Annotated in this window: 27 protein-coding genes; 13 read left to right on the top strand and 14 right to left on the bottom strand. The window is 65.1% G+C overall.

The genetic code is table 11. From position 1 onward, the window contains the following. Window positions 1-17 precede the first annotated feature (17 nt). A complete protein-coding gene (locus WHZ77_RS18890) occupies window positions 18-221 on the top strand; it encodes a hypothetical protein (protein ID WP_375309308.1) in 204 nt (67 codons plus the stop codon). 41 nt (window positions 222-262) lie between these two features. Here the strand turns inward: WHZ77_RS18890 and WHZ77_RS18885 are convergent, their stop codons facing one another. From WHZ77_RS18885 to WHZ77_RS18875, 3 genes are all read right to left on the bottom strand, one after another. Beyond that, on the bottom strand, window positions 263-1,381 hold the full coding sequence (locus WHZ77_RS18885; RefSeq protein WP_375309307.1) for an HD-GYP domain-containing protein: 1,119 nt from the start codon (window positions 1,379-1,381) through the stop codon (window positions 263-265). Between the two features lie 78 nt (window positions 1,382-1,459). Then, window positions 1,460-1,771, bottom strand: coding sequence for a PilZ domain-containing protein (locus WHZ77_RS18880; RefSeq protein ID WP_375309306.1), 312 nt, complete (start codon window positions 1,769-1,771; stop codon window positions 1,460-1,462). After that, the gene (locus WHZ77_RS18875) at window positions 1,768-2,865 is read right to left on the bottom strand and encodes a DUF2336 domain-containing protein (protein WP_375309305.1); all 1,098 of its coding nucleotides are present in this window, start codon (window positions 2,863-2,865) and stop codon (window positions 1,768-1,770) included. The genes WHZ77_RS18880 and WHZ77_RS18875 overlap by 4 nt, the downstream gene beginning before the upstream one ends. A 300-nt stretch (window positions 2,866-3,165) precedes the next feature. Between WHZ77_RS18875 and WHZ77_RS18870 the strand changes: the two genes are divergently transcribed. Together WHZ77_RS18870 and WHZ77_RS18865 are read left to right on the top strand one after the other, a co-directional pair. Continuing rightward, window positions 3,166-4,113, top strand: a complete 948-nt coding sequence (locus WHZ77_RS18870; RefSeq protein ID WP_375309304.1) for a helix-turn-helix domain-containing protein — start codon at window positions 3,166-3,168, stop codon at window positions 4,111-4,113. Between the two features lie 53 nt (window positions 4,114-4,166). Further along, window positions 4,167-4,757 (top strand): NADPH-dependent FMN reductase, encoded by a 591-nt coding sequence (locus WHZ77_RS18865; protein ID WP_375309303.1) that lies wholly within the window; start codon window positions 4,167-4,169, stop codon window positions 4,755-4,757. 9 nt (window positions 4,758-4,766) lie between these two features. Here WHZ77_RS18865 and WHZ77_RS18860 read toward each other — a convergent pair whose 3' ends face one another. Together WHZ77_RS18860 and WHZ77_RS18855 are read right to left on the bottom strand one after the other, a co-directional pair. Then, entirely contained in the window at window positions 4,767-6,848 is a 2,082-nt protein-coding gene (locus WHZ77_RS18860; RefSeq protein WP_375309302.1) for a methyl-accepting chemotaxis protein, read from the bottom strand. 101 nt (window positions 6,849-6,949) lie between these two features. Then, window positions 6,950-7,387 carry a DUF1810 domain-containing protein gene (locus WHZ77_RS18855; protein ID WP_375309301.1) on the bottom strand — a complete coding sequence of 146 codons (438 nt, stop codon included), beginning with the start codon at window positions 7,385-7,387 and terminating at the stop codon, window positions 6,950-6,952. A 189-nt stretch (window positions 7,388-7,576) separates the two neighbouring features. Between WHZ77_RS18855 and WHZ77_RS18850 the strand changes: the two genes are divergently transcribed. From WHZ77_RS18850 to WHZ77_RS18835, 4 genes are all read left to right on the top strand, one after another. Continuing rightward, a complete protein-coding gene (locus WHZ77_RS18850; RefSeq protein WP_375314764.1) occupies window positions 7,577-8,557 on the top strand; it encodes a DUF2778 domain-containing protein in 981 nt (326 codons plus the stop codon). A 64-nt stretch (window positions 8,558-8,621) separates the two neighbouring features. Further along, on the top strand, window positions 8,622-8,879 hold the full coding sequence (locus WHZ77_RS18845; RefSeq protein WP_375309300.1) for a hypothetical protein: 258 nt from the start codon (window positions 8,622-8,624) through the stop codon (window positions 8,877-8,879). Between the two features lie 121 nt (window positions 8,880-9,000). Continuing rightward, on the top strand, window positions 9,001-10,089 hold the full coding sequence (locus WHZ77_RS18840) for a TRAP transporter substrate-binding protein (RefSeq protein ID WP_375309299.1): 1,089 nt from the start codon (window positions 9,001-9,003) through the stop codon (window positions 10,087-10,089). Between the two features lie 208 nt (window positions 10,090-10,297). After that, window positions 10,298-11,656 carry a YadA family autotransporter adhesin gene (locus tag WHZ77_RS18835; protein WP_375309298.1) on the top strand — a complete coding sequence of 453 codons (1,359 nt, stop codon included), beginning with the start codon at window positions 10,298-10,300 and terminating at the stop codon, window positions 11,654-11,656. A gap of 9 nt (window positions 11,657-11,665) precedes the next feature. On the opposite strand, the gene WHZ77_RS18830 is transcribed toward WHZ77_RS18835, so the two are convergent. The 6 genes from WHZ77_RS18830 to WHZ77_RS18805 form a co-directional block, all read right to left on the bottom strand. Then, window positions 11,666-12,448, bottom strand: a complete 783-nt coding sequence (locus WHZ77_RS18830; protein ID WP_375309297.1) for an ABC transporter ATP-binding protein — start codon at window positions 12,446-12,448, stop codon at window positions 11,666-11,668. Further along, on the bottom strand, window positions 12,436-13,491 hold the full coding sequence (locus WHZ77_RS18825; RefSeq protein ID WP_375309296.1) for a dihydrodipicolinate synthase family protein: 1,056 nt from the start codon (window positions 13,489-13,491) through the stop codon (window positions 12,436-12,438). Before WHZ77_RS18825 ends, WHZ77_RS18830 begins: the two co-directional genes overlap by 13 nt. A gap of 6 nt (window positions 13,492-13,497) precedes the next feature. Continuing rightward, a complete protein-coding gene (locus WHZ77_RS18820) occupies window positions 13,498-14,319 on the bottom strand; it encodes a GNAT family N-acetyltransferase (protein ID WP_375309295.1) in 822 nt (273 codons plus the stop codon). Continuing rightward, complete coding sequence (locus tag WHZ77_RS18815; protein ID WP_375309294.1) at window positions 14,306-15,343, bottom strand: NAD-dependent epimerase/dehydratase family protein; 1,038 nt, start codon at window positions 15,341-15,343, stop codon at window positions 14,306-14,308. Before WHZ77_RS18815 ends, WHZ77_RS18820 begins: the two co-directional genes overlap by 14 nt. A gap of 26 nt (window positions 15,344-15,369) precedes the next feature. Beyond that, entirely contained in the window at window positions 15,370-16,140 is a 771-nt protein-coding gene (locus WHZ77_RS18810) for an ABC transporter permease (RefSeq protein WP_375309293.1), read from the bottom strand. A gap of 84 nt (window positions 16,141-16,224) precedes the next feature. Continuing rightward, entirely contained in the window at window positions 16,225-16,872 is a 648-nt protein-coding gene (locus tag WHZ77_RS18805; RefSeq protein ID WP_375309292.1) for a TetR/AcrR family transcriptional regulator, read from the bottom strand. A gap of 100 nt (window positions 16,873-16,972) precedes the next feature. On the opposite strand from WHZ77_RS18805, the gene WHZ77_RS18800 reads away from it, so the two are divergent. From WHZ77_RS18800 to WHZ77_RS18780, 5 genes are all read left to right on the top strand, one after another. Beyond that, window positions 16,973-17,977 carry an ABC transporter substrate-binding protein gene (locus WHZ77_RS18800; protein ID WP_375309291.1) on the top strand — a complete coding sequence of 335 codons (1,005 nt, stop codon included), beginning with the start codon at window positions 16,973-16,975 and terminating at the stop codon, window positions 17,975-17,977. Between the two features lie 297 nt (window positions 17,978-18,274). After that, a complete protein-coding gene (gene minC, locus WHZ77_RS18795; RefSeq protein ID WP_375309290.1) occupies window positions 18,275-18,973 on the top strand; it encodes a septum site-determining protein MinC in 699 nt (232 codons plus the stop codon). 19 nt (window positions 18,974-18,992) lie between these two features. Further along, window positions 18,993-19,808 carry a septum site-determining protein MinD gene (gene minD / locus WHZ77_RS18790; RefSeq protein WP_015686533.1) on the top strand — a complete coding sequence of 272 codons (816 nt, stop codon included), beginning with the start codon at window positions 18,993-18,995 and terminating at the stop codon, window positions 19,806-19,808. Beyond that, window positions 19,805-20,092, top strand: a complete 288-nt coding sequence (gene minE, locus WHZ77_RS18785; RefSeq protein ID WP_015686532.1) for a cell division topological specificity factor MinE — start codon at window positions 19,805-19,807, stop codon at window positions 20,090-20,092. Before minD ends, minE begins: the two co-directional genes overlap by 4 nt. Window positions 20,093-20,311: 219 nt before the next feature. After that, window positions 20,312-20,497, top strand: coding sequence for a hypothetical protein (locus tag WHZ77_RS18780; RefSeq protein WP_015686531.1), 186 nt, complete (start codon window positions 20,312-20,314; stop codon window positions 20,495-20,497). Between the two features lie 140 nt (window positions 20,498-20,637). On the opposite strand, the gene WHZ77_RS18775 is transcribed toward WHZ77_RS18780, so the two are convergent. Together WHZ77_RS18775 and WHZ77_RS18770 are read right to left on the bottom strand one after the other, a co-directional pair. Beyond that, complete coding sequence (locus WHZ77_RS18775) at window positions 20,638-20,889, bottom strand: hypothetical protein (protein WP_375309289.1); 252 nt, start codon at window positions 20,887-20,889, stop codon at window positions 20,638-20,640. A gap of 98 nt (window positions 20,890-20,987) precedes the next feature. Next, on the bottom strand, window positions 20,988-21,380 hold the full coding sequence (locus WHZ77_RS18770; protein ID WP_375309288.1) for a hypothetical protein: 393 nt from the start codon (window positions 21,378-21,380) through the stop codon (window positions 20,988-20,990). 130 nt (window positions 21,381-21,510) lie between these two features. Between WHZ77_RS18770 and WHZ77_RS18765 the strand changes: the two genes are divergently transcribed. Beyond that, complete coding sequence (locus tag WHZ77_RS18765; protein WP_375309287.1) at window positions 21,511-22,296, top strand: SDR family NAD(P)-dependent oxidoreductase; 786 nt, start codon at window positions 21,511-21,513, stop codon at window positions 22,294-22,296. Here the strand turns inward: WHZ77_RS18765 and WHZ77_RS18760 are convergent, their stop codons facing one another. Further along, a complete protein-coding gene (locus WHZ77_RS18760) occupies window positions 22,297-22,527 on the bottom strand; it encodes a hypothetical protein (RefSeq protein WP_375309286.1) in 231 nt (76 codons plus the stop codon). Window positions 22,528-22,849 lie beyond the last annotated feature (322 nt).

Raw genomic sequence — 22,849 nt, 5'->3', positions numbered from 1 at the left:
GGCGCGAGGGAATTGACATGCGGCGGCTGGCTGGCCTGGTTCGACGGTTGTTCGGTCCGCGACTGCGGCACACGATTGATGATGATCCAAGTCTTCCCTTCACAGCTGAAGAGTTCGGCAGGCTGGTCCGCAGCGGCAGACGCGAGGACATGAAGCTGCTCGCGGAAGGCCTGGCCTGCCGGTCGATGCCGCGCCGCGCAAAATTCCGGGCGACGCATTAGGTCGTGTCGAGAGGGACGGCGTTCGAGATGTGCTGGCACGCTCACCGCGTGAGCGCGACCTGCTTGAACGAGGCAACCAGCGCCTTCTCCAGCTTTCCGTTCATTCCGCAGAGGATGTTGTAGGCCTCCGCGCGCGGCAGGGTCGGCTTGTAGTGCCGGTACTCGATCAGCGCGGCGAAAATGTCCGAGATGGTGAGAATGCGGACGATGTCGCCGATGCTCTCGGCACAGAGCGCATCCGGATAGCCGCTGCCGTCGAGATATTCGTGATGGTGGCGCACGGCGTCGAGGATCTCCGGCGAGATCTTGTCGTGGCCTTTCAGGAAATCGTAGCCCGCGGTGGGATGAGTCTCGATCATGGCGCGCTCCTCGGGATCGAGGCGGCCGGGCTTGTCGAGGATGGCGAGCGGAATCTGCGCCTTGCCGATGTCGTGGAACATGGCCGCGGAGTAGAGGCGCTCCAGGTCGGCGCGTCCGACGCCCAGGCTGAGGCCGAAGTCGATGGCGACGCCGGTCACCAGCAGGCAGTGTTGATAGGTTCCCTCATGGTGGCGCCGTACCGTCGTCAGCCACTCCGACAGGCCATGCTGGGTGATGCGATCGGCGATCTGGCGGCCGGCTTCTTTGGTGCCATCGACATCGAGCGGCTGGCCGAGGGTGACGGACGTGAACATCGAAGCGATCGCGGTTGCCGCGGTCTCGACGGCGTTGTCCGGCGGCGTTCCGCCCGACGGAGCGGAGGCCTCGTTGGGCGTATCGCTCAGCGCCGCCAGCAATTTGATCCGGTTGATGACGCCGGGCAGGACCAGCGTCGCGCCGAGCGCATAGGCCTGCGAGATGCCGACGTGAGAGGTGTGCTCGAGGATGAAGATGCGTTTCCCGGCCTTCGCCAGCCTGCCGGCCCGCTTCTTGATGGCCGCGATGTTGTCGACATCGCGCAGCTCCGCGCGGATGACGATCGCCGACGGCACCTGCGTGAGCCTGGCGTCGGCGTCGAGCCGCTCCCCCGCGACGGTGAATTTCTCTTCGAGGATCGAGCGGACGCCGGACAGCCGTTCGGACGTGTCGGCCAGCACTTGCACGAGGGGGCGGGCCGCTTCGGCTTCACGGATGCCGCCGTCGCGATTGGCGGGGCGGAGGATGGTTCGCGCGTTCTGCACGGTCTGACCTGGAGGTTAGTCTGCTGGACTTTCGATGCGTGGGTCGAATGTTCGGACCTACCTGCTCTGAACGGAGTTCTAGGCCGACGCGGCTTTTCCGCTCGCGGGCTTTTTCTTGCCGTCCGCGCTGATGAAGTGGACCCCGGCCATGGTGCCGTCGATCCAGACAAGCTCGCAGCGCCGGTAAGCGAGCCCGGTCGAGGACAGCAGCATGAAGAATTCCTTGGCCTGGAGCACGTCGAGCGTGCCTTCGACCTCGATCTTGGCGCCGCTCTGCGAGACGTCGAGCAGCACGCAGCTGCGGCGCCAGGTGCCGTCCGAGCCCATCAGATTGACGGACTGCTTGTGATCCATCCGCACGCGAAGCGCCTTGCGACCGTCGAACTTCATCGGTTAACCCCCATGTTGGCGCCGCGATGTCCTTGAACGCTTGTGTTGGCGCTTGCTGCGATTTCCCCCCAGCGCACTGTCCATTGGCTGGTCGACAGAAGCAGTGTCTCGAACATGTGCTGCGCGCGTTCGCGCTCGGCAAAGGAAAGACGGGCGCCGCTGCGGTTGCTCAGGATCGCGAGCGTGGTCGCCCAGTTCAGGCGCGAGGCCCGGCAGGCCATCACCAGGCCCTCGCAATCGTCGTCGATCATGACGTGCTCGACGATTTCGATAGGGGCTCCTGACAGCACCGACAGCGCCGTGAACAGATTGGCGGTCTCGCCGCGGATCGCGAAGCGGTTCACCGTGGAGTCGTTGAGCTTGCCGACGCGGCTGAGCGCGACGATCTCCGGCCGTGCGCTCGCATAGGCGGCCGGGGAGGGCGGCTTGGGAGGAGCCGGTGCGGGCGGCACGGCCGATGCGGTCGCCTTGGCCGGCGTCGTCTGGCCGGGCGAGGCGGTGAGCAGCTTCCGCACGACCAGGTCGGGCGTTCCGGGCCGCAGCACCAGCGCTTTGGCAATCTCGCCATCCCCGTCGGCCCTGGCGATCAGCGCGGCGTAGGCCGCCTCGGAGAATCTGGTTCCCGGGTTCTTGATCAGTGCAAGACAGACGGCAGGGGTGCCACTCTCGATCAGCACTTCGCTCACGGTCGGCTCGATGCAGGTGCGGGCACTGATGGCGAGTTGATGCCGCTCGCTGCACGAGGCCGCGACCGCGGCCAGATCGGCTGCGGAGAGTGCCTGTGACTTGAGCAGAACAGCACGTGCCACTTCCGGGTCGTCGTGCGAGGCGAGACGCCGCAATGTCTCAGGCGGCGCGACCTTGAGTTCAGCTACCGTCCTGCCGAGCTGAACCAGCGCACTGGGCTCGACCCGCCCCGTCAATCGCAGCAGAACGCCGTCGACGACACCGGCGAGCAATTCCTGGGATCTGTCGCGGTTGCCACTGAGCAACTGCACAATGCCGGACAGGATGCGCGTGCAGCGGTCCAACGGACACGTTGCGACCGCTTCCTCCAACTCAATCAGAACATCAGCAGGCGAATTTGCCATCATGGCAGGGGCCTGTACTCAAAATGAATTTCGACTATCCAACGACCTTCATTGCGCACCACAGACGTTAATTTGGATTTTACACTTCAGTCCACCGGGTATTATTGTACCGTTTAGTGCGCTGAAAACGGTATCGAAATCTGGCAGGGCACGATCCGCCGCTTGTCCTTTGCGCTCGACCCTCGCCAACTGTTTGGACGAGCGAGATTTGAGTCTTTCGGTCTGACGCGAAGCCGAAAGGGGGAATTGAAATCGGCATATCGCCGGACGAGCGTCGTTTCCCGACGCGGTTTTTCATTTGTCATGAACAGCACTGATCATGCGCCAGCGCTGGCGCCAAAGATATTTCGCTTCTCGGACGTCGACGAATTTCGAAATGCCATACGAGGCCTGGATTTCGAGTTCACGCCTTTCGTACGGAAGATTTCGGCTGAGCAGGTCATTCTGTCGCTGCCCGGCTGCGACGTGAATTTGACGCAGGCGTTTCCGCGCGTCGTTGACGCCCAGCTCGTCGAGAATTGCACGGCGATCGGGTTCACGATGGATGACCTCGATGTCCCCGTCCGGTTCAACGGCACGCAGCGCACGCGTCCTGTCGTCGTCATCGGCAGCGGCGGCGCGGCTTACACGACGATCGAGGAAGTCCAGCGGCAGATCGCCTCGGTGGTCTTCAGGCCGGAGGTGACGGACCGCGGCTGGCCGCGAGCTGCCCTGAGCTTCAAGATTTTTGAGACGACCGCCGCGGGCCTGGACCAGCTCCGCAGCGTGGTTCGGGAGGTGCTGGCGGCGGCATCGGAGCCGGTCGACCCGTTGGACGTGCCGTTGAAGGCTGCGGCCATGAAGGAAAGCCTGCTCGGAGCCGTCGACGACGCCTTCCAAAGCGTCGTTCCGGCACGATGGACCCTGCGCCCCAACGACGAGCGGAACTTCAGGATATTCCAGGACATCCACGCGCTTTTGTCCGACGACCTCTCGCAGCCGATCTACAGCGAGGAGATCGCGCGCAAGCTCGGCCTGTCCGTCCGCACCATGCATGATGTCGTGCGCCGCTATCGCGGCATGAGCCTGCATCGCTATCTGCGCCTGCGCCGGCTGTGGCTGGTGCGCAAGCGGCTGCTGGCCGGCGCCGACAGCGTGAAGGCCGTCGCGCTGACCTTCGGATTCTGGCATCTCAGCGATTTCTCCAGAAGCTATCGCGACCAGTTCGGCGAAGCGCCGTCGCAGACGTTGGAGCACGGCCGGCGACGATAGCGCGGCAGAATCGGTTGGGGCCGGCGGCGTCGATTTGTGCTAGGCTCTGCGGCATGAGCAATCGCATCCTCGTCCTCTACGGTTCCTACCGGTCCGACCGCATGGGTATCCGCCTTGCGAATTTCGTCATCGATCGCCTGCGCGCCCGCGGCGAGGACGTCGAGTTCATCGACGCCAAGGCCATCGGCCTGCCGATGCTCGACCGCATGTACAAGGAATATCCCAAGGGCGCCGCGCCGGAGGCGCTGGAGAAGCTCGCCGGGCAGATCCGCGGTGCCGACGGTTTCGTCTTCGTCACCGGGGAATACAATTGGGGCATTCAGCCCGGCCTGAAGAACCTCACCGACCATTTTCTCGAAGAGTGGTTCTGGCGCCCCGCCGCGATCGTGAGCTATTCCGCCGGCCGCCTGTCAGGCGCGCGCGCGTCCACCGCTTGGCACGGCACGCTGTCGGAGATGGGCATGGTGGTGGTGTCGAGCACGATCGGCGTCGGTCCGATCGCGCAGACGCTCTCGGCCGAGAGCGAGCCGATCGGCGAGGGCGGCAAGGCATTGGAGCGATCGTTCCCGCGCTTTGCCGATGATCTCTCGTGGTGGATCGAGGCCGCCAAGGCGCAGCGGGCGCGCAAGGCGCCGCCGTATTGATGTCCTTTTCTACGCCGCCCGGACCTCGCCGAGGAAGCGGTCGAACTGGCCGGCGAGATCGCGTGACTGCGTCGAGAGCTGCTCGGCTGCGCCCAGCACCTCGCGGGCGGCCGCACCGGTATCGTCGGCAGCGCGCTGCACGCCCGATATGTTGGTGTTGACCTCCTGGGTGCCGCGGGCGGCCTCCTGGACGCTGCGGGAAATCTCCTTGGTCGCCGAGCCCTGTTCCTCGATCGCAGCCGCAATGGCGGTGCCGATCTGGTCGATCTCGGCGATGACGTCGGCGACGTTGCGGATCGCGGTCACGGTCTCGTCGCTCGCGGCCTGGATCGCCGTGATCTGCTCGGAGATTTCGGTGGTGGCCTTGGCGGTCTGACCGGCCAGCGACTTCACTTCGGACGCCACCACGGCAAAGCCGCGGCCGGCTTCGCCGGCGCGGGCGGCTTCGATGGTCGCGTTCAGTGCGAGCAGATTGGTCTGCTCGGCGATGCTCTGGATCAGCGTGACGACGTCTCCGATCTTCTGTGCGCCTTCGGCGAGGGCGCGCGCGGTGTCGCCGGTGCGGCGGGCATTGTCGACGGCGCGGGCCGCGATCTCGGTGCTCTGCGCGACCTGACGGCCGATCTCCGAGATCGAGGAGGTCAGCTCTTCGGTCGCGCTGGCGACCGTCTGCACGTTGGTCGAGGTCTGCTGCGAGGCGGCGGCAACGATCGCGGCCTGGCTGTTGGTCTGGGCCGCCGTCGAGGTCATCGACTGCGCCGTGCTCTCCATGGTGGACGATGCGCGGGACAGGCCGCCGACCAGTTCGGTGACCTTGGCTTCGAAGGCGCGGGTGAGGCCGTCGAGCGCCTGGGCGCGGCGCATCTTGCCGTCATTCTCGGCCTGCTTCTCGGCCGCAAGCCGGTCGGCCCGGATCATGTTGTCCTTGAACACCTTCACGGCGGCAGCCATCGCCCCGATCTCGTCGGAGCGCTCGGCGCCGGGGATCTCTTCGGCGACGTCCCCGTCGGCAAGCCGCGACATCCGGGTCGTCAGGCTAACGATCGGAGCGCAGACACGGCGGCGAACCATCACGATAAGGCCGGCGCTGGCGACCAGTACGGCAAGGAGGCCGGCCAGCGCGATGGTGAAGCTGGTGCGCGCGGCGGCGGAGGCACCCGTGAGGATCTGCTCGGCGTTGTCGTAGAGCGCGTCGCGGACTCCGATGATCGAGCCGAGGCCCTTTTGCGACGCCGCGTAGTAGGCCTCGACGTCGTGGTCGTATTTGCCGCTGACGGCGCCGTCCTTGACCATCTTGAGCTCGCGGCCGAATTCGTCGACATAGACCGAGTTCATGTTCTCGAGCGCCGCCGCGACGTTGGCGGGCGTTGCCGGATTGCCGCGCAATTCCATCAGCGACATCACGATCTGATCGTTGCGGCCCTGCATACGGGCGACGTCGGCCTTCTCGGCATCGGTCGCGATCTTCTTGCCGCCGACGAGGTTCTTGTGCACGCTGGCATTGAGGCCGCCGATGTCGCGCAGCGTCATGGCGATGTTGGCGTAGTTGGCCTGGCGATAGGCATCGCCGTTCAGGATAGCCATGCGGCGGACCTGCTCGTTGAGCAGCGCAGTGACGCCGGCGTTGAGCACGGCATTGTCGGCAACAACCTTCCTGGCGGCGTCCTTGCGCGCATCCGCGGGTCCCGCGATCGCCTTGTCGATAGCGTCGCGAAGTGCGGTGAATTTCGAATTGATGGCGTCGATGTTGCTGCCGATGGTGTTGCCGTCATCGAAGGAGCCGGGCAGCTCCTTGCGCAGCGCGTTCATCTTGTCGCGGGCGCCGTCGGTCTGCTTGCGCAGCTTGTCATGCCCGGTGAGCTGGGCAGGGTCGACGGTTGCAGGTCCGTAGAGGATGTTGGTGGCAAAACCGCGCTCGGGGTTGAGATAGCGCGGGATGTCGCTGGCGGCGCGGACGATCGCGAGCCGGCCTTGCGCTTCGGCGATCCTGTCCATCGTCTGATATTTCGTCACGGCGACGTAGACGGCGAGGCCACCACCCACGGTCGAGAGCGAGACGATGGCGGTGGTCAGGAGCGTACCGATTTTCATGATCTGTCCGGCAATTGCGCTGGGAAGAAAGATATTCTCCGGACGATAGGGGGACCGTATTAATCGCGGGTTTACGCTGCCTGCCGCGACAGGCGCGGCCGCTAGGTCTTTCGATCAAGCGCAGCGAGGATCTCCAGCGTGGCGCCGTCGCGCTCGCCTGCGAAATACCGGGCGAGCGCCTCGCCAAAGATCGGATCATCGGACACCGCGCCGAACAGCGTCATCGCCGAGTGGAATTTGGCGTCGTCCGGCGCGCCAAGGATCGCGTTGATGGTTCGTCCCTCGACGGCGAGCACGAGCCGGGTGCATTCGATCAGTCGCGGGCCGAGGACGGGGTGGGCGAGGTAGGCCATGGCCTCCGCGCGCGAGGCGATGGCGTAGCGTTGGGACATGGCGCTGAAGCCGAGGCCTGCGATTTGCGGGAAGACGAACCACATCCAATGGCTTTGCTTCCGTCCCCGGGCCAGTTCCTCCCGGACGTCGCGATAGACCGGATTCTGGGCTTGGACGAAGCGCTCCAGATCGAAAGGGGTGGTCATTGGATACCTCCTGGTGCCTCGCCGGCCCCGATTATGCCTAACTTTTGGCTCCCAATGTGGTAGCTGGTATAGAGTCTTCGGGTGGGGGTGGGTCCCCCCGGGGGTCGATTTGGGGATCTGATGGTTTCCGACGCCGCACAAGCCGAGAGGCTGTTGTCGCGCCGCCGTATCGGGCGAGCCGAGACGATATTGCTGTCTTTGGCTGCCGTCGCGCTGGCGCTTGGCGCAGCTGCCTGGGTCGCGGACCTCGGCGGTTTGAATTTGGGTGATTCGAGTTTGGGCACTTCGAGCTCGCTGGTGTCTGCCGCGTTGCCGCCCGCCAATGCCCCTTCGTTCGACGACCGTTTTGCGTCGCTGTCGGGCAACCCACCCGCCCGCGATCTCGGCTTGCGAACGCTGGAGCGCTCCGCCCTGAATGCGGTCCAGCTCAAGCTGCGCGACGCCAAGGCGATGCTTGCCCAGAAGCTCCAGGGTGATGACTGGCGTTCGAGCCTGACCGATGGCGACCGGCCCGCGGTCGACGAGACGAGACCCTCGCAGCGTGCCGACGGCATCCCGATGCCGCGCTCGCGTCCGCCCCAGGCCGATCTCTCCGCCCAGATCGCCTCCAGCCAGGCCTATGCGGAGACCAACCCGAGGGTCGACAACCGCAACTTCTTCGAAAAATTCACCGACAAGATCAGGCTGGCCTCGCTGACGCCGGACAGCGGCTTGTTCGGCAAGGCGCCGGATCTGGCCGCCCTCGGCTACGATTCGCGGACGGCCGTTTATGACATCTCGGCCAAGGCCCTCTACCTGCCGAGCGGCGTCGCGTTGGAAGCACATTCGGGCATGGGCGCGCTGATGGACGACCCGGAGCATGTCGACCAGCGCATGGTGGGCGCGACCCCGCCTGCGACCTACGATCTGAAGCCGCGCGAAAGACTGTTTCACGGCGTCCGGGCGCTGCGCCTGACGCCGACTGAGGGCACCAGCGCGCTCGGCCGCGTCGGCCTTCTCACCCACAACTACATGCTGGGGCCGCGCGGCGATTCCAACGGCTGCGTTTCGATCAAGGACTATGATCGTTTCCTCAAGGCCTGGGACAACGGCGAATTCAACCGTCTGGTCGTAGTGCCGAGCCTGGGCAGATCGTCGATTGCCGCGCAGCGCGCGAGCACCGACTCCTGATATTCGCCGAACGGCGGGGCTGCCGTTTCCCCTTCGTTAAGCCGTCGTCGTCCAGAAGCAGCCCATGAGTGATCCCCAGAGTTCCGAGACCCCGCTGCGTACGACGTTCAAGATCAAGTTGAACGGTGACACGCTGGCGATCGCGACCGTCGGCCAGGCCTATCAATTTCTCACCAACTTCAAGTCGGTCGAGTGGATGGAATTCCGCTCCCTGCATCAAGACGCGGTCGCGGCGCTCGAAGGCGCCGCCGGTAACGCGATGCTCGCGGTGCAGGCGACCAACGCCGTGCGCGCGCTGCTCGTGAGCGCGAAGCTGCTCTGAAGCGGCTTTCTGCCAGCTTGAACTCCGCTATAGGAACAGGCAAACGGTCTCCGAAGACCGTGGCCCGAGGCCGGCTACAAGGCCGTTCATTTGAAACTTACTTCAAGGGAGAGACCCCATCATGAAACGCCGTACATTCCTCAAGGGCGGCGCGGTTGCCGGCGCGACGACGCTGGTTGCTGCACCTGCGATCGCGCAATCGGCGCCCGAGATAAAATGGCGCCTGACCTCGAGCTTCCCGAAGTCGCTCGACACCATCTACGGCACGGCGCAGACCTTCGCGAAATATGTCGCCGAGGCCACCGACAACAAATTCCAGATCCAGACCTTTGCGGCCGGCGAACTCGTCCCCGGCCTGCAGGCGCTCGATGCCGTCAGCGTCGCCACCGTCGAGATGGCGCAGACGCCGCTCTATTTCTACATCGGCAAGGAGCCGGCGCTGGCCTATGCCACCGGTGCGCCGTTCGGCATGAACCATCGCCATCAGGAATCCTGGTGGTATTTCGGCGGCGGCGCCGACCTTACCAACGAGGCGCTGAAGCCGTTCAAGACGCACGCCATCCTGTGCGGCAATTCCGGCACCCAGATGGGCGGCTGGTTCCGCAAGGAGATCAAGACGGTCGACGATCTCAAGGGCCTCAAATTCCGCATCGCCGGCATGGGCGGCCACGTTCTGGCGCGGCTCGGTGTGGTGCCGCAGCAACTCGCGGGCGGCGACATCTATGCGGCGCTGGAGAAAGGCTCGCTCGACGCGGTCGAGTTCGTCGGCCCGTATGACGACGAGAAGCTCGGTTTCCAGAAGGTCGCCAAGTACTATTACTTCCCCGGCTGGTGGGAGGGCGGCGCCATGCTGCACATGATCGTCAATGACGAGAAGTGGGCGAGCCTGCCAAAGCAATATCAGGCGGTCGTCAACCAGGCTGCGTCTGCGGCGGGCGCCTGGATGCTCGAGAAATACGACAGCGTGAACCCGGCGGCGCTGAAGCGGCTGATCGCCAACGGTGCGGAGCTGAAGGCGTTCCCGCAGCCGGTGATGGAAGCCTGCTACAACGCGACCCAGGAGCATCTGAACGAGCTCGCCGCCAAGAGCGACCTGTTCAAGCGCACCAAGGAAAGCCACGACGCCTATATGAAGGAACTGCTGTTCTACACGCAGATCGCGGAGAACTATTACGACAACTATCTTCTCAGCAAGATGCGCAAGGGCTGATCTCAGGCGACCATGGCGGGCGGCCGGATTGCTGTGAGCCAGCGTCCGGCCGCCCGTCATCGCGTCAGACTTATGACGATGCATTTCAGCAACATACCGTCGAAAACCGAAGGCGGGATGATGCCGTCCATGCGTCTTCAACCGAACGGTTGATGTGGGATTTTGGCCGTTCCTCCAGACCTTGCTGAAGCAGGGAATGGAGTCGAAAATGACCTTACCGAACGGCATCGGCGGAACCGCTGGCAGCAGGAAGCTTCGCCCGATCGCGTCCTGCCTGGCTATCCTCCTTGCGACCACATTCCTCCACGCCGGATCCGCGCTGGCCGCCGACTACGCAGCCGGCGATGGCGTGAACAACGCGCCATCCGGATTTGCGACAGCGGTGGGGCCGAGCGCGACGACAGAGGGGACCTTCGCCGCTGCCTATGGCTACTCAGCCACCGCAACCGGTGAGAACGCGGTGTCGATGGGCGCCTTGTCCACCGCGACCGGAAATAACGCAACCGCGATCGGCATTGGTACCACCGCAGCCGGATTATCGGCCAGCGCGTTTGGCGACAACGCCACAGCAACCGGCGCAACCGCCACGGCGGCTGGTACGCACTCCACCGCTTCTGGCGCCAGTGCATCCGCGTTCGGCGCAAATGCCTTCGCGAGCGGAGCGACCGCCACCGCAACGGGCGCAGGGAGTAGCGCATTCGGCGCCTCGGCAACTGCAACGGGCGCGAGCAGCAGCGCCCTTGGCAACAACGCGACCGCCACCGGCGCTAACAGCCTGGCGAACGGTGACTTTGCGACCGCGACAGGCCAGAACAGCAACGCCAGCGGCCAGTTTGCAACCGCGACCGGCGTCGGCAGCCACGCCAACGGAGCTGCCGCGACCGTCTACGGTCAGGGCAGCAACGCGACCGGCACCAACGCCGCGGCGATCGGCGCCAGCAGCACCGCCACAGGCAATTTCGCGACCGCGCTCGGCAACAACAGCAATGCCATTGGCAACGTCGCGGTGGCGGTCGGTGCTTTCAGCTCCGCCAACGGCGAGGGGACGGTCGCGGTCGGAAATTCGAGCAATGCAGGTGCGACCAACGCCACCGCGCTCGGCTCGGGTGCCACCGTATCGGGAGCCAATTCCGTCGCGATCGGCGCCGGCTCGGTCGCAACGCTCGCCAACACCGTGTCGTTCGGCACGGCCGGCAACGAGCGGCGTCTGACCAATGTCGCCGCCGGCGTCAACCCGACCGACGCCGTCAACGTGAGCCAGCTCTCCGGCATCACCTCCGGATTCCAGTCGCAGATCGGCTCGCTCCAGGCGCAGATCGGCAACAACCTGACCGAGGCGCGGCGTGGCATCGCCGCAGCGGTTGCCGCTGCCAGTGCGCCGATGCCGTCCGCGCCGGGCAAGACCACCTGGCAGGTGCGCGGCTCGGCGTTTCACGGCGAAGGCGGCTTCGGTGTCGGTTTCGCGCATCGGCTCAAGACCGCGATGCCTCTCACCGTCGTGGGCGGCTACGGCAATGGCGGCGGCACCGAACACACCGCCTATGTCGGCGTCGGCGGAGAGTTTTGAGAGGGCGCCTCAGGCCGCGCCCAGTCCGAGCTTCGCATAGATGCGCCGTGCATAGGCGCCGAACGCGTCGGTCGTCTTCAGCGGCAGGTCGCGCGGAAAGGGCAGGTCGATCGGGAAGTAGTCGGCCATCTTCGCAGGGCCCGCCGTCAGCACCGCGCAATGTGACGACAGGAACACCGCTTCCTGGATCGAGTGCGTGACGAAGATGATGGTCTTGCCGCTCTCGCGCCAGATCCGCAGCATCTCCAGATTCATCTGCTCGCGCGTCAGCGCATCCAGCGCGCCGAACGGCTCGTCCATCAGGATCAGCTTGGGGTCGTGAATGAAGGCGCGCGCGATCGCGGTGCGTTGCTGCATGCCGCCGGAGAGCTGCTGCGGATATTTCTGCTCGTAGCCGGCTAAGCCAACCAGGTTGAGCAGGTCGCGCGCCCGCTCGCGCGCGGCCTTCATCGGCAGGCCGACGATCTCGGCCGGCAGCAGCACGTTGTCCAGGATGGTGCGCCACTTCAAGAGCAGCGCCTGCTGGAACACCATGCCGATGTCGCGGGTGGGATCGAACGGACTTTCGGCGTTGCCGATCTTCACCGTGCCGCCGTCGGCGCCGTGCAGGCCGGCCAGGATCTTCATCACCGTGGTCTTGCCACAGCCGGACGGGCCGACCAGCGAGACCAGCTCACCTTCCTGCACGTCCATGGTGACGTCGGACACCGCCAGAAACTCGGCGCCGCCGCTGCGGTAGACCTTTCGGACGCCTTGCAGGCTGATGAAGGGTTTTGAGCTCATGCCAGCCATTTGTTCAAATTGGCGGCGACGAAGGAATCGTCGCTGAGGTCGGCGTGCTCGCGCGTGACACGGTCGATCTCCTCTCGCTGGCCGGGGCTGAGGCCTTCGTCCGGATCGAGGCACCACAGACCCTTCATCAGGCCCTGGCGCCGCAATACCTCGTGGCAGCCGGCGATGCAGCCGTGAAAGTTGTTGGCGACGTCGAAGAAGGCGCTGTTGCAATCGGTGACGCGGGCATCGAGCGCGAGCAGATCGGCCGGCACACTGTCCTGGTGCCGCGCCGCCTTGCAGCGCTCGAACTGCTTTATGGCACTCGCGGTCCAAACCGACCAATGGCCGAGCAGACCGCCCTTGAAGTAGGTGCGCGTCGTCACGCCTCTATCACGGAGATCGAACGGCAACATCAGGTCGAGCAGGATGTGGTCGTCATTGCCGGTGTAGAGCGCGACGCGGTCGAGCGCACCGGCAGCTGCGACGCCGCGCAACACATCGAGCGTCCGATAGCGGTTGAACGGTGCGATCTTGATTGCGATGACGTTGTCGATCGATGCGAAGCGCTGCCAGAACCGGCTGGACAGGATGACGCCGCCGACGGCCGGCTGGAGGTAGAAGCCGATCAGCGGAATCTCGGCGGCGACCGCCGTGCAATGCGCGATGATCTCGTCTTCGGACGCGCTCTTCATCGCGGCGAGGCTGAGCAGGCCGGCATGATAGCCGATGTCGCGGGCGGTGCGGGCTTCAGCCGCCGCCTGCCGGGTCGGGCCGGCAAGACCTGCGACCATCGCCAGCGGACGTTTGGTCCAGTTGGCCGCGGTCTCCGCGGCGAGCTCCAGCACCGGACGGTAGAGGCCGACATCCCGGATCGCGAACTGCGTGGTGTGGACGCCGACCGCAAGGCCGCCGGAACCTGCATCGATGTAGTAGCGCGTCAGCGCGCGCTGATGCGTCTTGTCGAGCTGGCGTTCGGGGGTGAGCGCGAGGGGATGCGCCGGCATCACAGTGCCCTCGGCAATCAGCTTGCGGATGTCGGCGTTGATCTGGCTGTGGTGCATGATGTTCTATCCGAATTCCGGGCCGGCGACGGCGAATGGCATTTCCTCGCCGGTAGTGGTGGCGGGGCCGAACCGCATGCGCTGGAACGGCCGTTCGATAGTCCAGCCAGATGCGGTCAATCCTTCCAGGAACGCGCCTTGCGAGGCGACCGCGTCGATCAGCAGCGGGCGGGTCTCGGATCGCGCGATCGCATGAACCAGCGCCAGCGCTTCGGCGGCGTTGTCGGCGAACACCGGGCCGATATGGCGCGCGGTTCGGCCGTCGCGGACCAGCGCGATGCATCCATGTGCCGCGACGATGCGCGAGCCGGAGCGCTGCGCGAAGGCGGTCAGGAGAGCGGTACGGTCGAAGCCGGTGGCCCGCCGGTCCCGCGCGCAAAGCGCGTCGAGGGTTGCGACCGCGGGTGGTCCCGAAGTTTCCTGTGCGGGGTTCGCCAGCTTCAGCCGGCGTAGTTGCAGCGTCGGCGTGAACCCGAGCGGGCCATAGACGGCGGCGCCGTCGGGCGTTGCGTCGAGCCAGCTCGTCAGGCCGTTCTTGCGTGCCGTCTCCAGGCAGGCATCGACGAGGCGCGTGGCAAGGCCGCGGCGGCGATGTGTGGCCGACACCAGCACCATGCTGATCCAGGCGTTGTTTCCGGAGTAGGGCAGCAAAGCGGCGGTGGCGACCAGGCGAGCGCCGTCGCGGATGCCGAACACGATGCCGTCGTGCAGGAAGACGTGCCAGTCCTCCTCGGTCTGGTTCCAGTGCGCTTCACTCGAGAGCACGAGTCCCGCGATCGCATCCTCGACGCCCAGCTTGATGACGGTCGGGCCGTCAGTAGCGTCCATCGCGCACCTCGTATTTGGTGGGCTTGCCGAGGCTCGGCATGGCACGGGACACCCAGTCCGCGGTCCAGGCGATCAGCTGCTCGGTGTCCACGACCGGCAGGCCGAACAGCTCGACCGCTTTCGATGTGTCGGTGAGCCACGCTGTCGGCTCTTCCTTGCCGGTCAGCACCGGAGCCCGGCCGAACCTGGCGCCGAACCTTGCCGCGAGATCGCGCACCGCGAGAATCTCGTGGCCGCTGACATTGATCGGCGAGGTCGGCGCCGTGCAATGCGCAAGACACCGCAGCGCCTGCGCGGAGGCATCGCCCTGCCAGATGAAATTGACGTGGCCGAGGCTGACGTCGATCGGCGTGCCCGTGAGCACTTTCGTGGCGATGTCGTGCAGCACGCCGTAGCGCATGTCGATCGCGTAGTTGAGGCGGAACAGCCGGCCCGGTGTTTCGAACTTGCGGGAGAAATATTCGAACATGCGTTCGCGGCCGACGCAGGACTGCGCGTATTCGCCGGGCGGGTTCGGCGCCATGTCCTCGGTCGAGCCTTTGCCGTCGACGGGTACGAACGGATAGATGCAGCCGGTCGAGAACGCCACGATTCGCGACGACGGGAAGGCCTGCGCGACCAGAGCGGGCACATGCGCGTTCATCGCCCATGTCAGGGACAGATCGCCCTCGGCGCCGAACTTGCGGCCGGCCATGAAGACGATGTTGGGCGCCTTCGGCAGTGCGTGAATCGCGCGCTCGTCCATCAAATCGCAGTTGGTGGTTTCGACGCCGCGCGCCTGCAGCCAGTCCTTGACGCCTGCATCGCTGAAGCGGGCGACGCCCATGACGCGGCGATCCGGCGCGGCAGCTTTCGCAAGCCCCGCCAGCGTCGGCCCCATCTTGCCGGCGACGCCGAGGATCATGATGTCGCCTTCCACCTTGGCGAGGTCGTCGATCAGCGCCTGGGTCGGCCGGCACAGGAGATCGTCGAGCGCCGCGATGTCAGGAATCGTCTTCGGCAGCGTCTGGCGGGTGAGCAGCATGGTTCTATCCTTCAAATCTGCCGTTCTCAGGTCTGTCTTGCATCGCCGACCACGAACATGCGTTCGAGGACGAGCACCAGGCCATAGAGGGCGACCCCGAGCAGGGTCAGCAGCACGACGGCCATCACCATCGCCGGCGTGTCGAGCGAGGACTGTACCTGGATCATGAGGTAGCCGAGCCCGCGCTCGGAAGCGATGAACTCGCCGACGATGGCGCCGGCGACCGCGAGGATGGCGCCGACCTTCATGCCGGAGAACACGTAAGGCAGCGATCCCGGCAGCTGGATCTTGCGGAACAGAATCCAGCGCGAACCGCGCAGCGATTTGACGAGATCGAGCAGGTCAGGCTCGACTTCGCGCAAGCCGCGCGCCGTGGTGAGCAGAATCGGGAAGAAGCAGATGCTGAACGCGATCAGGATGTTCGGCACGATGCCGTAGGAAAACCAGACGATCAGGAGCGGGCCGAGCGCGACCTTCGGAATCATGTTCAGCGTCACGAACAGTGGCAGCAGCACCATGCTGAGCAGTGGTGCCCAACTGAAGATCACCGCCAGCGCCACCCCGACGAAGGCGCCGAGCGCGAAGCCGCCGAGGATCTCGATCGCCGTCACCAGCGTGTTGGCGCCCCAGGCATAGCTCGCGGTTCCCAGCGTCTGAATTGTCGCGAGCGGAGAGGGCAGGATGAATTTCGGCACGTGGAAGGCATCGACCGCGACCTGCCACAGCACGAGCACGGCGAGGTGAACGACCAGGATGATCGCAAAGCTGCGCGTGGTGCGTGCTCCGTCTCCCGTCACCGAGTGCTCCCTGTTGCCGGCGGTCACCTTGCCGCTGGTCGCCAGCCTAACCGTCCCCGCGGCAAGTTTCAACCAATTGGTTGATTAGGGCCGGAGCGAATGCAGCACGAGGTCGGCGACGTGCCGGCGGCGGGCGCGCCGCTGCGCCCGGCTCGACAGGTCCTTGCCGAAGATCGCCGACAGCGTCGGCGTGTTGGAGAAGAAGAAATAGCTGAGGCCCGCAATCGAGATATAGAGCTGGACCGGGTCGATGCCCTTGCGGAACACGCCCGAGCGCACCCCCTCGTTGAGGATGTGGGAGACGCTCTTGACCAGTGGGGAATGCATCGCCTCCAGCCGCGTCGAGCCGCGGACGTGGCGGGCGCCGCCGCGGTTCTCGTCGTTCAGAAGCACGATGAAATCAGGATTTGCTGCCAGGTGATCGAACGAGGCCTCGATCAGCTTGCGGATCGCCTTTTCCGGCGGCAGGCCTTCGAGATTGAGCCTGCGCTCCTGATCGCGGATATCCTCATAGACCACTTCGAGCACGGCGAGGTAGAGCGCGTCCTTGTCGCCGAAATAGTGGTAGACCAGCTGCTTGTTGACGCCGGCGCGCATCGCGATCTCGTCGACGCGGGCGCCCGCAAAGCCGTGCCGGGCGAACTCCTGGCGCGCCGCGGTGAGCAGCTTCTTGCGGGTGGCGACGGGGTCGCGCCGCTGCGGCACGGTGTCGCCTGAACGTTTTGCGGGCATTTCCAACCAAACAGTTGACAAGTTGAGGGCGGCCTTGTTGCATTGGTATCCTCACAAGGGGAGAGCGACAAGCCGGGTCGCGGCAACGAGGAGAGATGCGATGAAGCGTTTGCAGGCGGCGGTCGTGACCCTGATGCTCGGCTTGCCGGCGGTGCCCGCCAACGCGGGCGAAGCGGTCAATCTGATCCTGAACTGGACGCCGACGGCCGACCATTCGCCGTTCTATTACGCCAAGGCGCAGGGCTGGTACGAAAAGGCCGGCATCGACCTGACCATCGAGGTCGGCAAGGGCTCCGGTGTCTCCGCCGCCAAGGTCGGCGCGGGCGGCTCGGCCTTCGGCATCGCCGATCTCGCCACGATGCTGGTCGCCAAGAGCAAGGGCGCCGACGACGTCGCGCTGATGAGCATCTACGCCAACACCGGGCAGACGTTCTATTGGCTGAAAAGCTACGGCGTGAACGGGGTGAAGGATTTTCCTGGCCATAAGATCGGCAACCCGCCCGGCGACGCCTCGCGCGTGATGTGGCCGGCCTTCGCCAAGGCCGCCGGCATCGCGCCGGATGCCGTCAGCTTCGTCAATATCGGGCCGACCGCGAAGATCGCGGGCCTCAAGAGCCACACGGTCGACATCATCAGCGACTTCTACAACGAGCACGATTTGAAGGTGATCGAGTTCGGCCCCGACCTCGGCTACGTCAACTGGAAGGACATCGGGCTCAACCCCTATGGCAATTCGCTGATCGTCAACGGCGCCTATCTGCAGAAAAATCCAAAGCTCGTCGAAGAGTTCGTGCGCATCTCGCAGAAGGCTTTTGCGACGTGCGTCGCCGACGTCGAACCCTGCCTGAAGGCGCTGCTCGACCAGGTCTCCGGCCTCGACAAGGCGAACCAGGAGCGCCAGTGGGAGCGCATCAAATATCTGATGACGGACGAGTTCACGACTACCAAGGGTCTCGGCTGGATCGACGGCGAGCGGATGAAGAAGGACTACGAACTGGTCCAGACCTATCTCGGCATGGAGAAGCCGTTCGACGTGACCACGGCGTTCACGACCAAGATGCTGGATCCGAGCGTCAAGATGGATGCGAGCAAGGTGAAAAAGTAGGGGGGGCGATCTCTCCTCGTCATTGCGCGCTACTCTATCCCCGTCACCCTGAGGCGGCCGCTTCTTCAGCGGCCCTCGAAGGGCGACGGCCCGGCTGCAGCTCGGCCGTGCATCCTTCGAGGCTTCCCATGCGCCGCTTCGCGTCGCATGGCGCGCACCTCAGGATGACGGTGCGGTCAATCATGCCGGCGGCCTGGGCCCATCCCCACCCATGTAACCCCACGGAGAAATTAACCGGCCGTTAACCATATCTGCCGCATCGTTAACCATTCAATAACAGGGAACGAGTCGGCCGCTATGGAGGCTGCAGCAAAAGTCCAACGCCAAATGGTACGCCTGCGCGGGCGCTCCTACGTGGCTTTCGTGTTCGTGCCGACGGTTCCGATCCAGGACTGGCTCCAGGAGATCGACGCTACCATCGCCCGCTCGCCCGGCTTCTTCGCCGGCCGGCCCGTCGTGATCGACCTGTCCTCGGTCGATCTCAGCCAGTCCGGCATCAGCCATCTGCTCACCAGCCTCCAGGACCGCAACATCCGCGTGCTCGGCATCGAGGGCGTGGAGGAGGCGCGGTTGACGCCGGCGATGCCGCCGCTGCTTTCGGGCGGGCGCGGCTGCGTGGTCGAGCCGAGCGCGCCGAAGAAGCCCGAGACGAAGGCCGAGGCCAAGCCGACCTCGCTGCTGCTTGAGAACCCCGTGCGCTCGGGCCAGACCGTGATCTTCCCCGACGGCGACGTCACCATTCTCGGCTCCGTCGGCTCCGGCGCGGAAGTCGTTGCCGGCGGCTCTATCCACATCTACGGCGCGCTGCGCGGCCGCGCCATGGCGGGCGTGAACGGTCACACGAGCGCGCGCATCTACTGCCAGAAGATCGAGGCCGAACTGCTTGCAATCGATGGGTTTTACCAGACCGCTGACGATATCGACGAGGCCCTGCGTGGCAAGCCGGCGCAAGCCTGGCTGCAAGGCAACACCATGCGAATTACCGCGCTGAACTGACCAGAAGGAGATTTTCGAGATGGCCAAGGTACTGGTCGTGACATCAGGCAAGGGCGGCGTCGGCAAGACGACCACGACCGCCGCACTGGGGGCTGCGCTGGCGCAACGCGGCGAAAAGGTCGTCGTCGTCGATTTCGACGTCGGCCTGCGCAACCTCGACCTCGTAATGGGCGCCGAACGCCGCGTCGTGTTCGACCTCATCAACGTGGTGCAGGGCGTCGCGAAACTCCCGCAGGCGCTGATCAAGGACAAGCGGCTGGAGAATCTATGGCTGCTGCCGGCCTCGCAGACCCGCGACAAGGACGCGCTGACGGAAGAGGGCGTCGGCAAGGTCATCGCCGATCTGCGCAGCCGCTTCGACTGGGTGATCTGCGACAGCCCGGCCGGCATCGAGCGCGGCGCCTCCATGGCGATGCGCTTTGCCGACGAGGCCGTGATCGTCACCAATCCGGAAGTGTCCTCGGTGCGCGATTCCGACCGCATCATCGGCATGCTCGATTCCAAGACGGTGCGGGCCGAGAAGGGCGAGCGCGTCGAGAAGCACATTCTCATCACGCGTTACGATCCCTCCCGCGCCGCGCGCGGCGAGATGCTGACCATCGAGGACATCCTCGAAATTCTCGCGACGCCTCTGCTCGGCATCATCCCGGAGAGCCAGGACGTGCTGCGCGCCTCCAATGTCGGCACGCCGGTGACGCTGTCGAACGCCGAAGGCGCACCCGCGCGGGCCTATATCGACGCGGCGCGGCGGCTATGCGGCGAGACCGTCGCCATGCAGGTGCCGACCGAGCGCAAGGGTTTCATGGATCGGCTGCTGCGACGGAGGGCTGCATGAGCATGGGTCTGCTCCGGCTTCTCCGCGGCAACAAGGCCTCTGCACCGGTCGCTCGCGAACGTTTGCAGATCCTGCTTGCCCATGAACGCGGACTGCGCGGCCAGCCCGATCTGCTCGGCGTGCTGCGTGAGGAAATTCTCGCCGTCGTATCCAGGCACGTGACGCTGGATCCGACCAAGGTCATCGTCCGGCTCGAGCGCGGCGACGAGGTGTCGACCCTGGAGGTCGATATCGAGGTGCCCAACGACTTCGAGCGCAAGAACAAGAAAGTGGCGGTCGCGTAAGGGAACGCGGCTGCATAACATCCGGTTTGGGGTGGGTGAAAAGGCGGTCCGCTGGGCACAGCGGGCCGCCTTTGTTTTTGTGGGGGTGCGGCGGCACCGGGCTCGATCTCGATCGATGTGATCGGCGAAGGACGGAACGGGAGTTGCGGCGAAACCGTTGTCGGAGGTCCGCGGACCGCCGAGCCGGGCGCCGCGGTTTCCTCAAGCGGGAGAGCGCCCATGATGTCCGAGGTCCAGGTCCACACCGTCGCGCGGCAGATGCTGGAACAGCATGGTCTTGGTGCAATCGCGAAAGCCGCAGAACAGGCGCAGGCCTGCGAGGGCCGCGGCGAGGCCGACGAGGCCAGGGAATGGCGTCATATCGTCGATGCCATGAAGGTCATGCGCGGGCCGCACCAGAGCTGATCGGTATCAGTTGCGCCCGGTTCCATCCTTGATCATGTCGAGGCTGCGGCTCGCCGGCGCCTCGACGACGAACGGCTTTGTCAGCACCTGCATATCAGGGGCGAGGTGGCCGTTGCCGATGATGGCGTTCTCAGCGCGGCCTATCGTTCGCCCTGATCGCCGCCTTGCGTGCCGGACTTGTGCTGGGTCCGCGGCTGGCTGCGCTCACCGGTCTCCTTGCAGGGAAGCGGCTCCCACGATCCGTCCGGCGCCTGCTGATAGGCGCTGCAGGACGAGGACGAGGCCGACTTGTCCTCGCTCTTCTGGGCGTCGGAATTCTTTGCCAGCACAGGGGCGGTCAGCGCTGCGCTGGCCACGAGCGCACCGGCGAAAACGAAATGGGCAATCCGCATGGGGGTCTCCTGTTCAAGAGCCCGCATGCTGGCGAGGAATGTGACGATTATTTGCCGCGGCGGCGGTTCCGTCGCGGCGTGCTTGACCGCGATAGGAACTAGCCGCCCTTGGCGCGGATCAGGCCGGCGAGGTTGGTCTTCTGGGCCTCGCACCAGCTGGGCATGCCGAGGCGGCGCTGGTTGAGATCGGTCGCCTGCGTGGCCACCGCGACCTCGGCCATCAGATCGTCGTCCTGCTTCTCGCCCATCTTGCCGCCGGTGTGCATCCAGGCAATCGCCTTGCGCACCTTCTCGGTGGTGCCATCGGGCAGGTGCATCTGCTCCGCCTTCTGCACCAGGTCCTGGTAGACCACATCCGTGCCCGGGCATTCGACCTTGGCCGCGAAGGCCTGCAAGACCAGCGTCACATAGGTCGAGCGTGCATGGTCGTCGGCCGCTTGGGTCGGCGCGGCGATCAGCAACAGGCCCGCGATCAGGAAACCGGTGCGCATCCTTAGGTCCTCCTCCATTTTTTTGAGAGGCTAGCGTCCGGCGGGCTACTCCGCAATGGTGCCGGGGCGCATTTGTCGCTTCGCGCTGCGATGCGCTATCGTGGCCGCCATCCCTGTTACGGAGAGCGAGATGAGCCTGTTCAGCACGCCGTTCGATCCTGCACGCGACACGGCGCTCGTCACCGGCGCCGGCAATGGCATCGGCCGCGCGATCGCACAGGCGCTGATCGGCGAGGGGGTGCGGACCGTGTTCGCCGATGTCAATGCGGAGCGCGTGAGGGCCGCGATCAGCGCGAGCAGCAAGCCTGAATTGGCGGTGCCGTGGGTTGGCGATCTGGCGAGGCTCGAGGCATGCGATGAGCTGCTGGTTGCCGCACATGCCGCGCTGGGCGAGGTCTCGCATTTCGTGCACAGCGCGTCTCCGCCGCGGCGCGAAGCCGATCACGCGCTCGCGGTGGATCGCAAGACCTGGCAGGAGATGCACGCCGTCAATCTCGAGGCCGGCTTTCACCTGGCGCGCGAGATCGCAAAACGGCTGATCGCGGCAAAGCAGCCCGGCTCGTTCCTGTTTCTCACCTCGCTGCATGCGGGCACGCCGCGCAACCTGCCGCATTATTCGACGGCGAAGGCGGCAATGGCGATGCTGGTGAAGGAGCTCGCGAAGACGTTTGGTCGTCACGGCATTCGCGTCAACGCGCTGGTGCCGGGTGCGATCGCGGCGGGCGGGTTCGTTGCGGACGCTTCGCTGGCGCGGCACATTCCGCTCGGACGCCTCGGCGCGGCCGGTGATCTCGCGCCGATGGCGCTCACGGTGCTGTCAAACAAGCTCTCGGCTTACGTCACCGGCGCGGCGTTCGTGGTCGACGGCGGCCTGTCGCTGACGAACTGGTTCGAAGCGCCTACGCTAGACTGGTAGTTAGCGCTGCCAGGCCGGCACGGGATCGAGCGGCGTGCGATAGACCTCGTTGTGATCGCGATCGGTGACGCGCACCGCGCAGCCCTTCCGCTGCAACTCCGGCTTCACCTGCGACAGCTCGTTGGCCAGCTGGATAGCACGATCGGAGGCGACCTCGATGTCTTCGAGGATGATTTCGCCCTGGTTCTTGAACTCTTCACCGACCACGAGATCGAAGGAATAGTAAGGCATCCGAATTCTCCGGTGTGACGACCAAAATTTCCAAGAGAAGCCTGCAACGGAAGGCTTTAAAACATGCTGGATCGTACCACTGAGTCGATGTCTATCGGGTGAACGGACCGCGCAATCTCTGTGCGTATGGCGCAGAAATGATGTGCAGTGCGCCCGTGCATTAAGATTTTATTAAACATATCGGCGCGATCATTAGGCATGGAATTGCAGCAGAACCGGCTCCAGGAACCGGCAGCTGCAAGAGAAGGCCGCCGGCATAGATCCCGACGGCCTTTTCTCTTGCGAAGACGATCGAAGCATCGCGTCCCGTAGTAATCCGGAT

This window comes from Bradyrhizobium sp. A5, assembly GCF_042076515.1.
In the GTDB taxonomy this organism is placed as follows: domain Bacteria; phylum Pseudomonadota; class Alphaproteobacteria; order Rhizobiales; family Xanthobacteraceae; genus Bradyrhizobium; species Bradyrhizobium cosmicum.
Note: the sequence above shows the minus strand (reverse complement) of the source record. Positions and strands in the feature narration are given on the sequence as shown.

Bases quoted from the DNA above. Each gene is read 5' to 3' on its own strand.
- WHZ77_RS18800 (WP_375309291.1), top strand. From the start codon at position 16,973: ATGAAGCGTTTGCAGGCGGCGGTCGTGACCCTGATGCTCGGCTTGCCG.
- WHZ77_RS18845 (WP_375309300.1), top strand. From the start codon at position 8,622: ATGAGTGATCCCCAGAGTTCCGAGACCCCGCTGCGTACGACGTTCAAG.
- WHZ77_RS18875 (WP_375309305.1), bottom strand. From the start codon at position 2,865: ATGATGGCAAATTCGCCTGCTGATGTTCTGATTGAGTTGGAGGAAGCG.
- WHZ77_RS18805 (WP_375309292.1), bottom strand. From the start codon at position 16,872: ATGCCCGCAAAACGTTCAGGCGACACCGTGCCGCAGCGGCGCGACCCC.
- WHZ77_RS18830 (WP_375309297.1), bottom strand. From the start codon at position 12,448: ATGGCTGGCATGAGCTCAAAACCCTTCATCAGCCTGCAAGGCGTCCGA.
- WHZ77_RS18820 (WP_375309295.1), bottom strand. From the start codon at position 14,319: ATGGACGCTACTGACGGCCCGACCGTCATCAAGCTGGGCGTCGAGGAT.
- WHZ77_RS18825 (WP_375309296.1), bottom strand. From the start codon at position 13,491: ATGCACCACAGCCAGATCAACGCCGACATCCGCAAGCTGATTGCCGAG.
- WHZ77_RS18815 (WP_375309294.1), bottom strand. From the start codon at position 15,343: ATGCTGCTCACCCGCCAGACGCTGCCGAAGACGATTCCTGACATCGCG.
- WHZ77_RS18860 (WP_375309302.1), bottom strand. From the start codon at position 6,848: ATGAAAATCGGTACGCTCCTGACCACCGCCATCGTCTCGCTCTCGACC.
- WHZ77_RS18880 (WP_375309306.1), bottom strand. From the start codon at position 1,771: ATGAAGTTCGACGGTCGCAAGGCGCTTCGCGTGCGGATGGATCACAAG.
- WHZ77_RS18770 (WP_375309288.1), bottom strand. From the start codon at position 21,380: ATGCGCACCGGTTTCCTGATCGCGGGCCTGTTGCTGATCGCCGCGCCG.
- minD (WP_015686533.1), top strand. From the start codon at position 18,993: ATGGCCAAGGTACTGGTCGTGACATCAGGCAAGGGCGGCGTCGGCAAG.
- minE (WP_015686532.1), top strand. From the start codon at position 19,805: ATGAGCATGGGTCTGCTCCGGCTTCTCCGCGGCAACAAGGCCTCTGCA.
- WHZ77_RS18890 (WP_375309308.1), top strand. From the start codon at position 18: ATGCGGCGGCTGGCTGGCCTGGTTCGACGGTTGTTCGGTCCGCGACTG.
- WHZ77_RS18840 (WP_375309299.1), top strand. From the start codon at position 9,001: ATGAAACGCCGTACATTCCTCAAGGGCGGCGCGGTTGCCGGCGCGACG.
- minC (WP_375309290.1), top strand. From the start codon at position 18,275: ATGGAGGCTGCAGCAAAAGTCCAACGCCAAATGGTACGCCTGCGCGGG.
- WHZ77_RS18775 (WP_375309289.1), bottom strand. From the start codon at position 20,889: ATGCGGATTGCCCATTTCGTTTTCGCCGGTGCGCTCGTGGCCAGCGCA.
- WHZ77_RS18765 (WP_375309287.1), top strand. From the start codon at position 21,511: ATGAGCCTGTTCAGCACGCCGTTCGATCCTGCACGCGACACGGCGCTC.
- WHZ77_RS18865 (WP_375309303.1), top strand. From the start codon at position 4,167: ATGAGCAATCGCATCCTCGTCCTCTACGGTTCCTACCGGTCCGACCGC.
- WHZ77_RS18760 (WP_375309286.1), bottom strand. From the start codon at position 22,527: ATGCCTTACTATTCCTTCGATCTCGTGGTCGGTGAAGAGTTCAAGAAC.
- WHZ77_RS18870 (WP_375309304.1), top strand. From the start codon at position 3,166: ATGAACAGCACTGATCATGCGCCAGCGCTGGCGCCAAAGATATTTCGC.
- WHZ77_RS18835 (WP_375309298.1), top strand. From the start codon at position 10,298: ATGACCTTACCGAACGGCATCGGCGGAACCGCTGGCAGCAGGAAGCTT.
- WHZ77_RS18780 (WP_015686531.1), top strand. From the start codon at position 20,312: ATGATGTCCGAGGTCCAGGTCCACACCGTCGCGCGGCAGATGCTGGAA.
- WHZ77_RS18855 (WP_375309301.1), bottom strand. From the start codon at position 7,387: ATGACCACCCCTTTCGATCTGGAGCGCTTCGTCCAAGCCCAGAATCCG.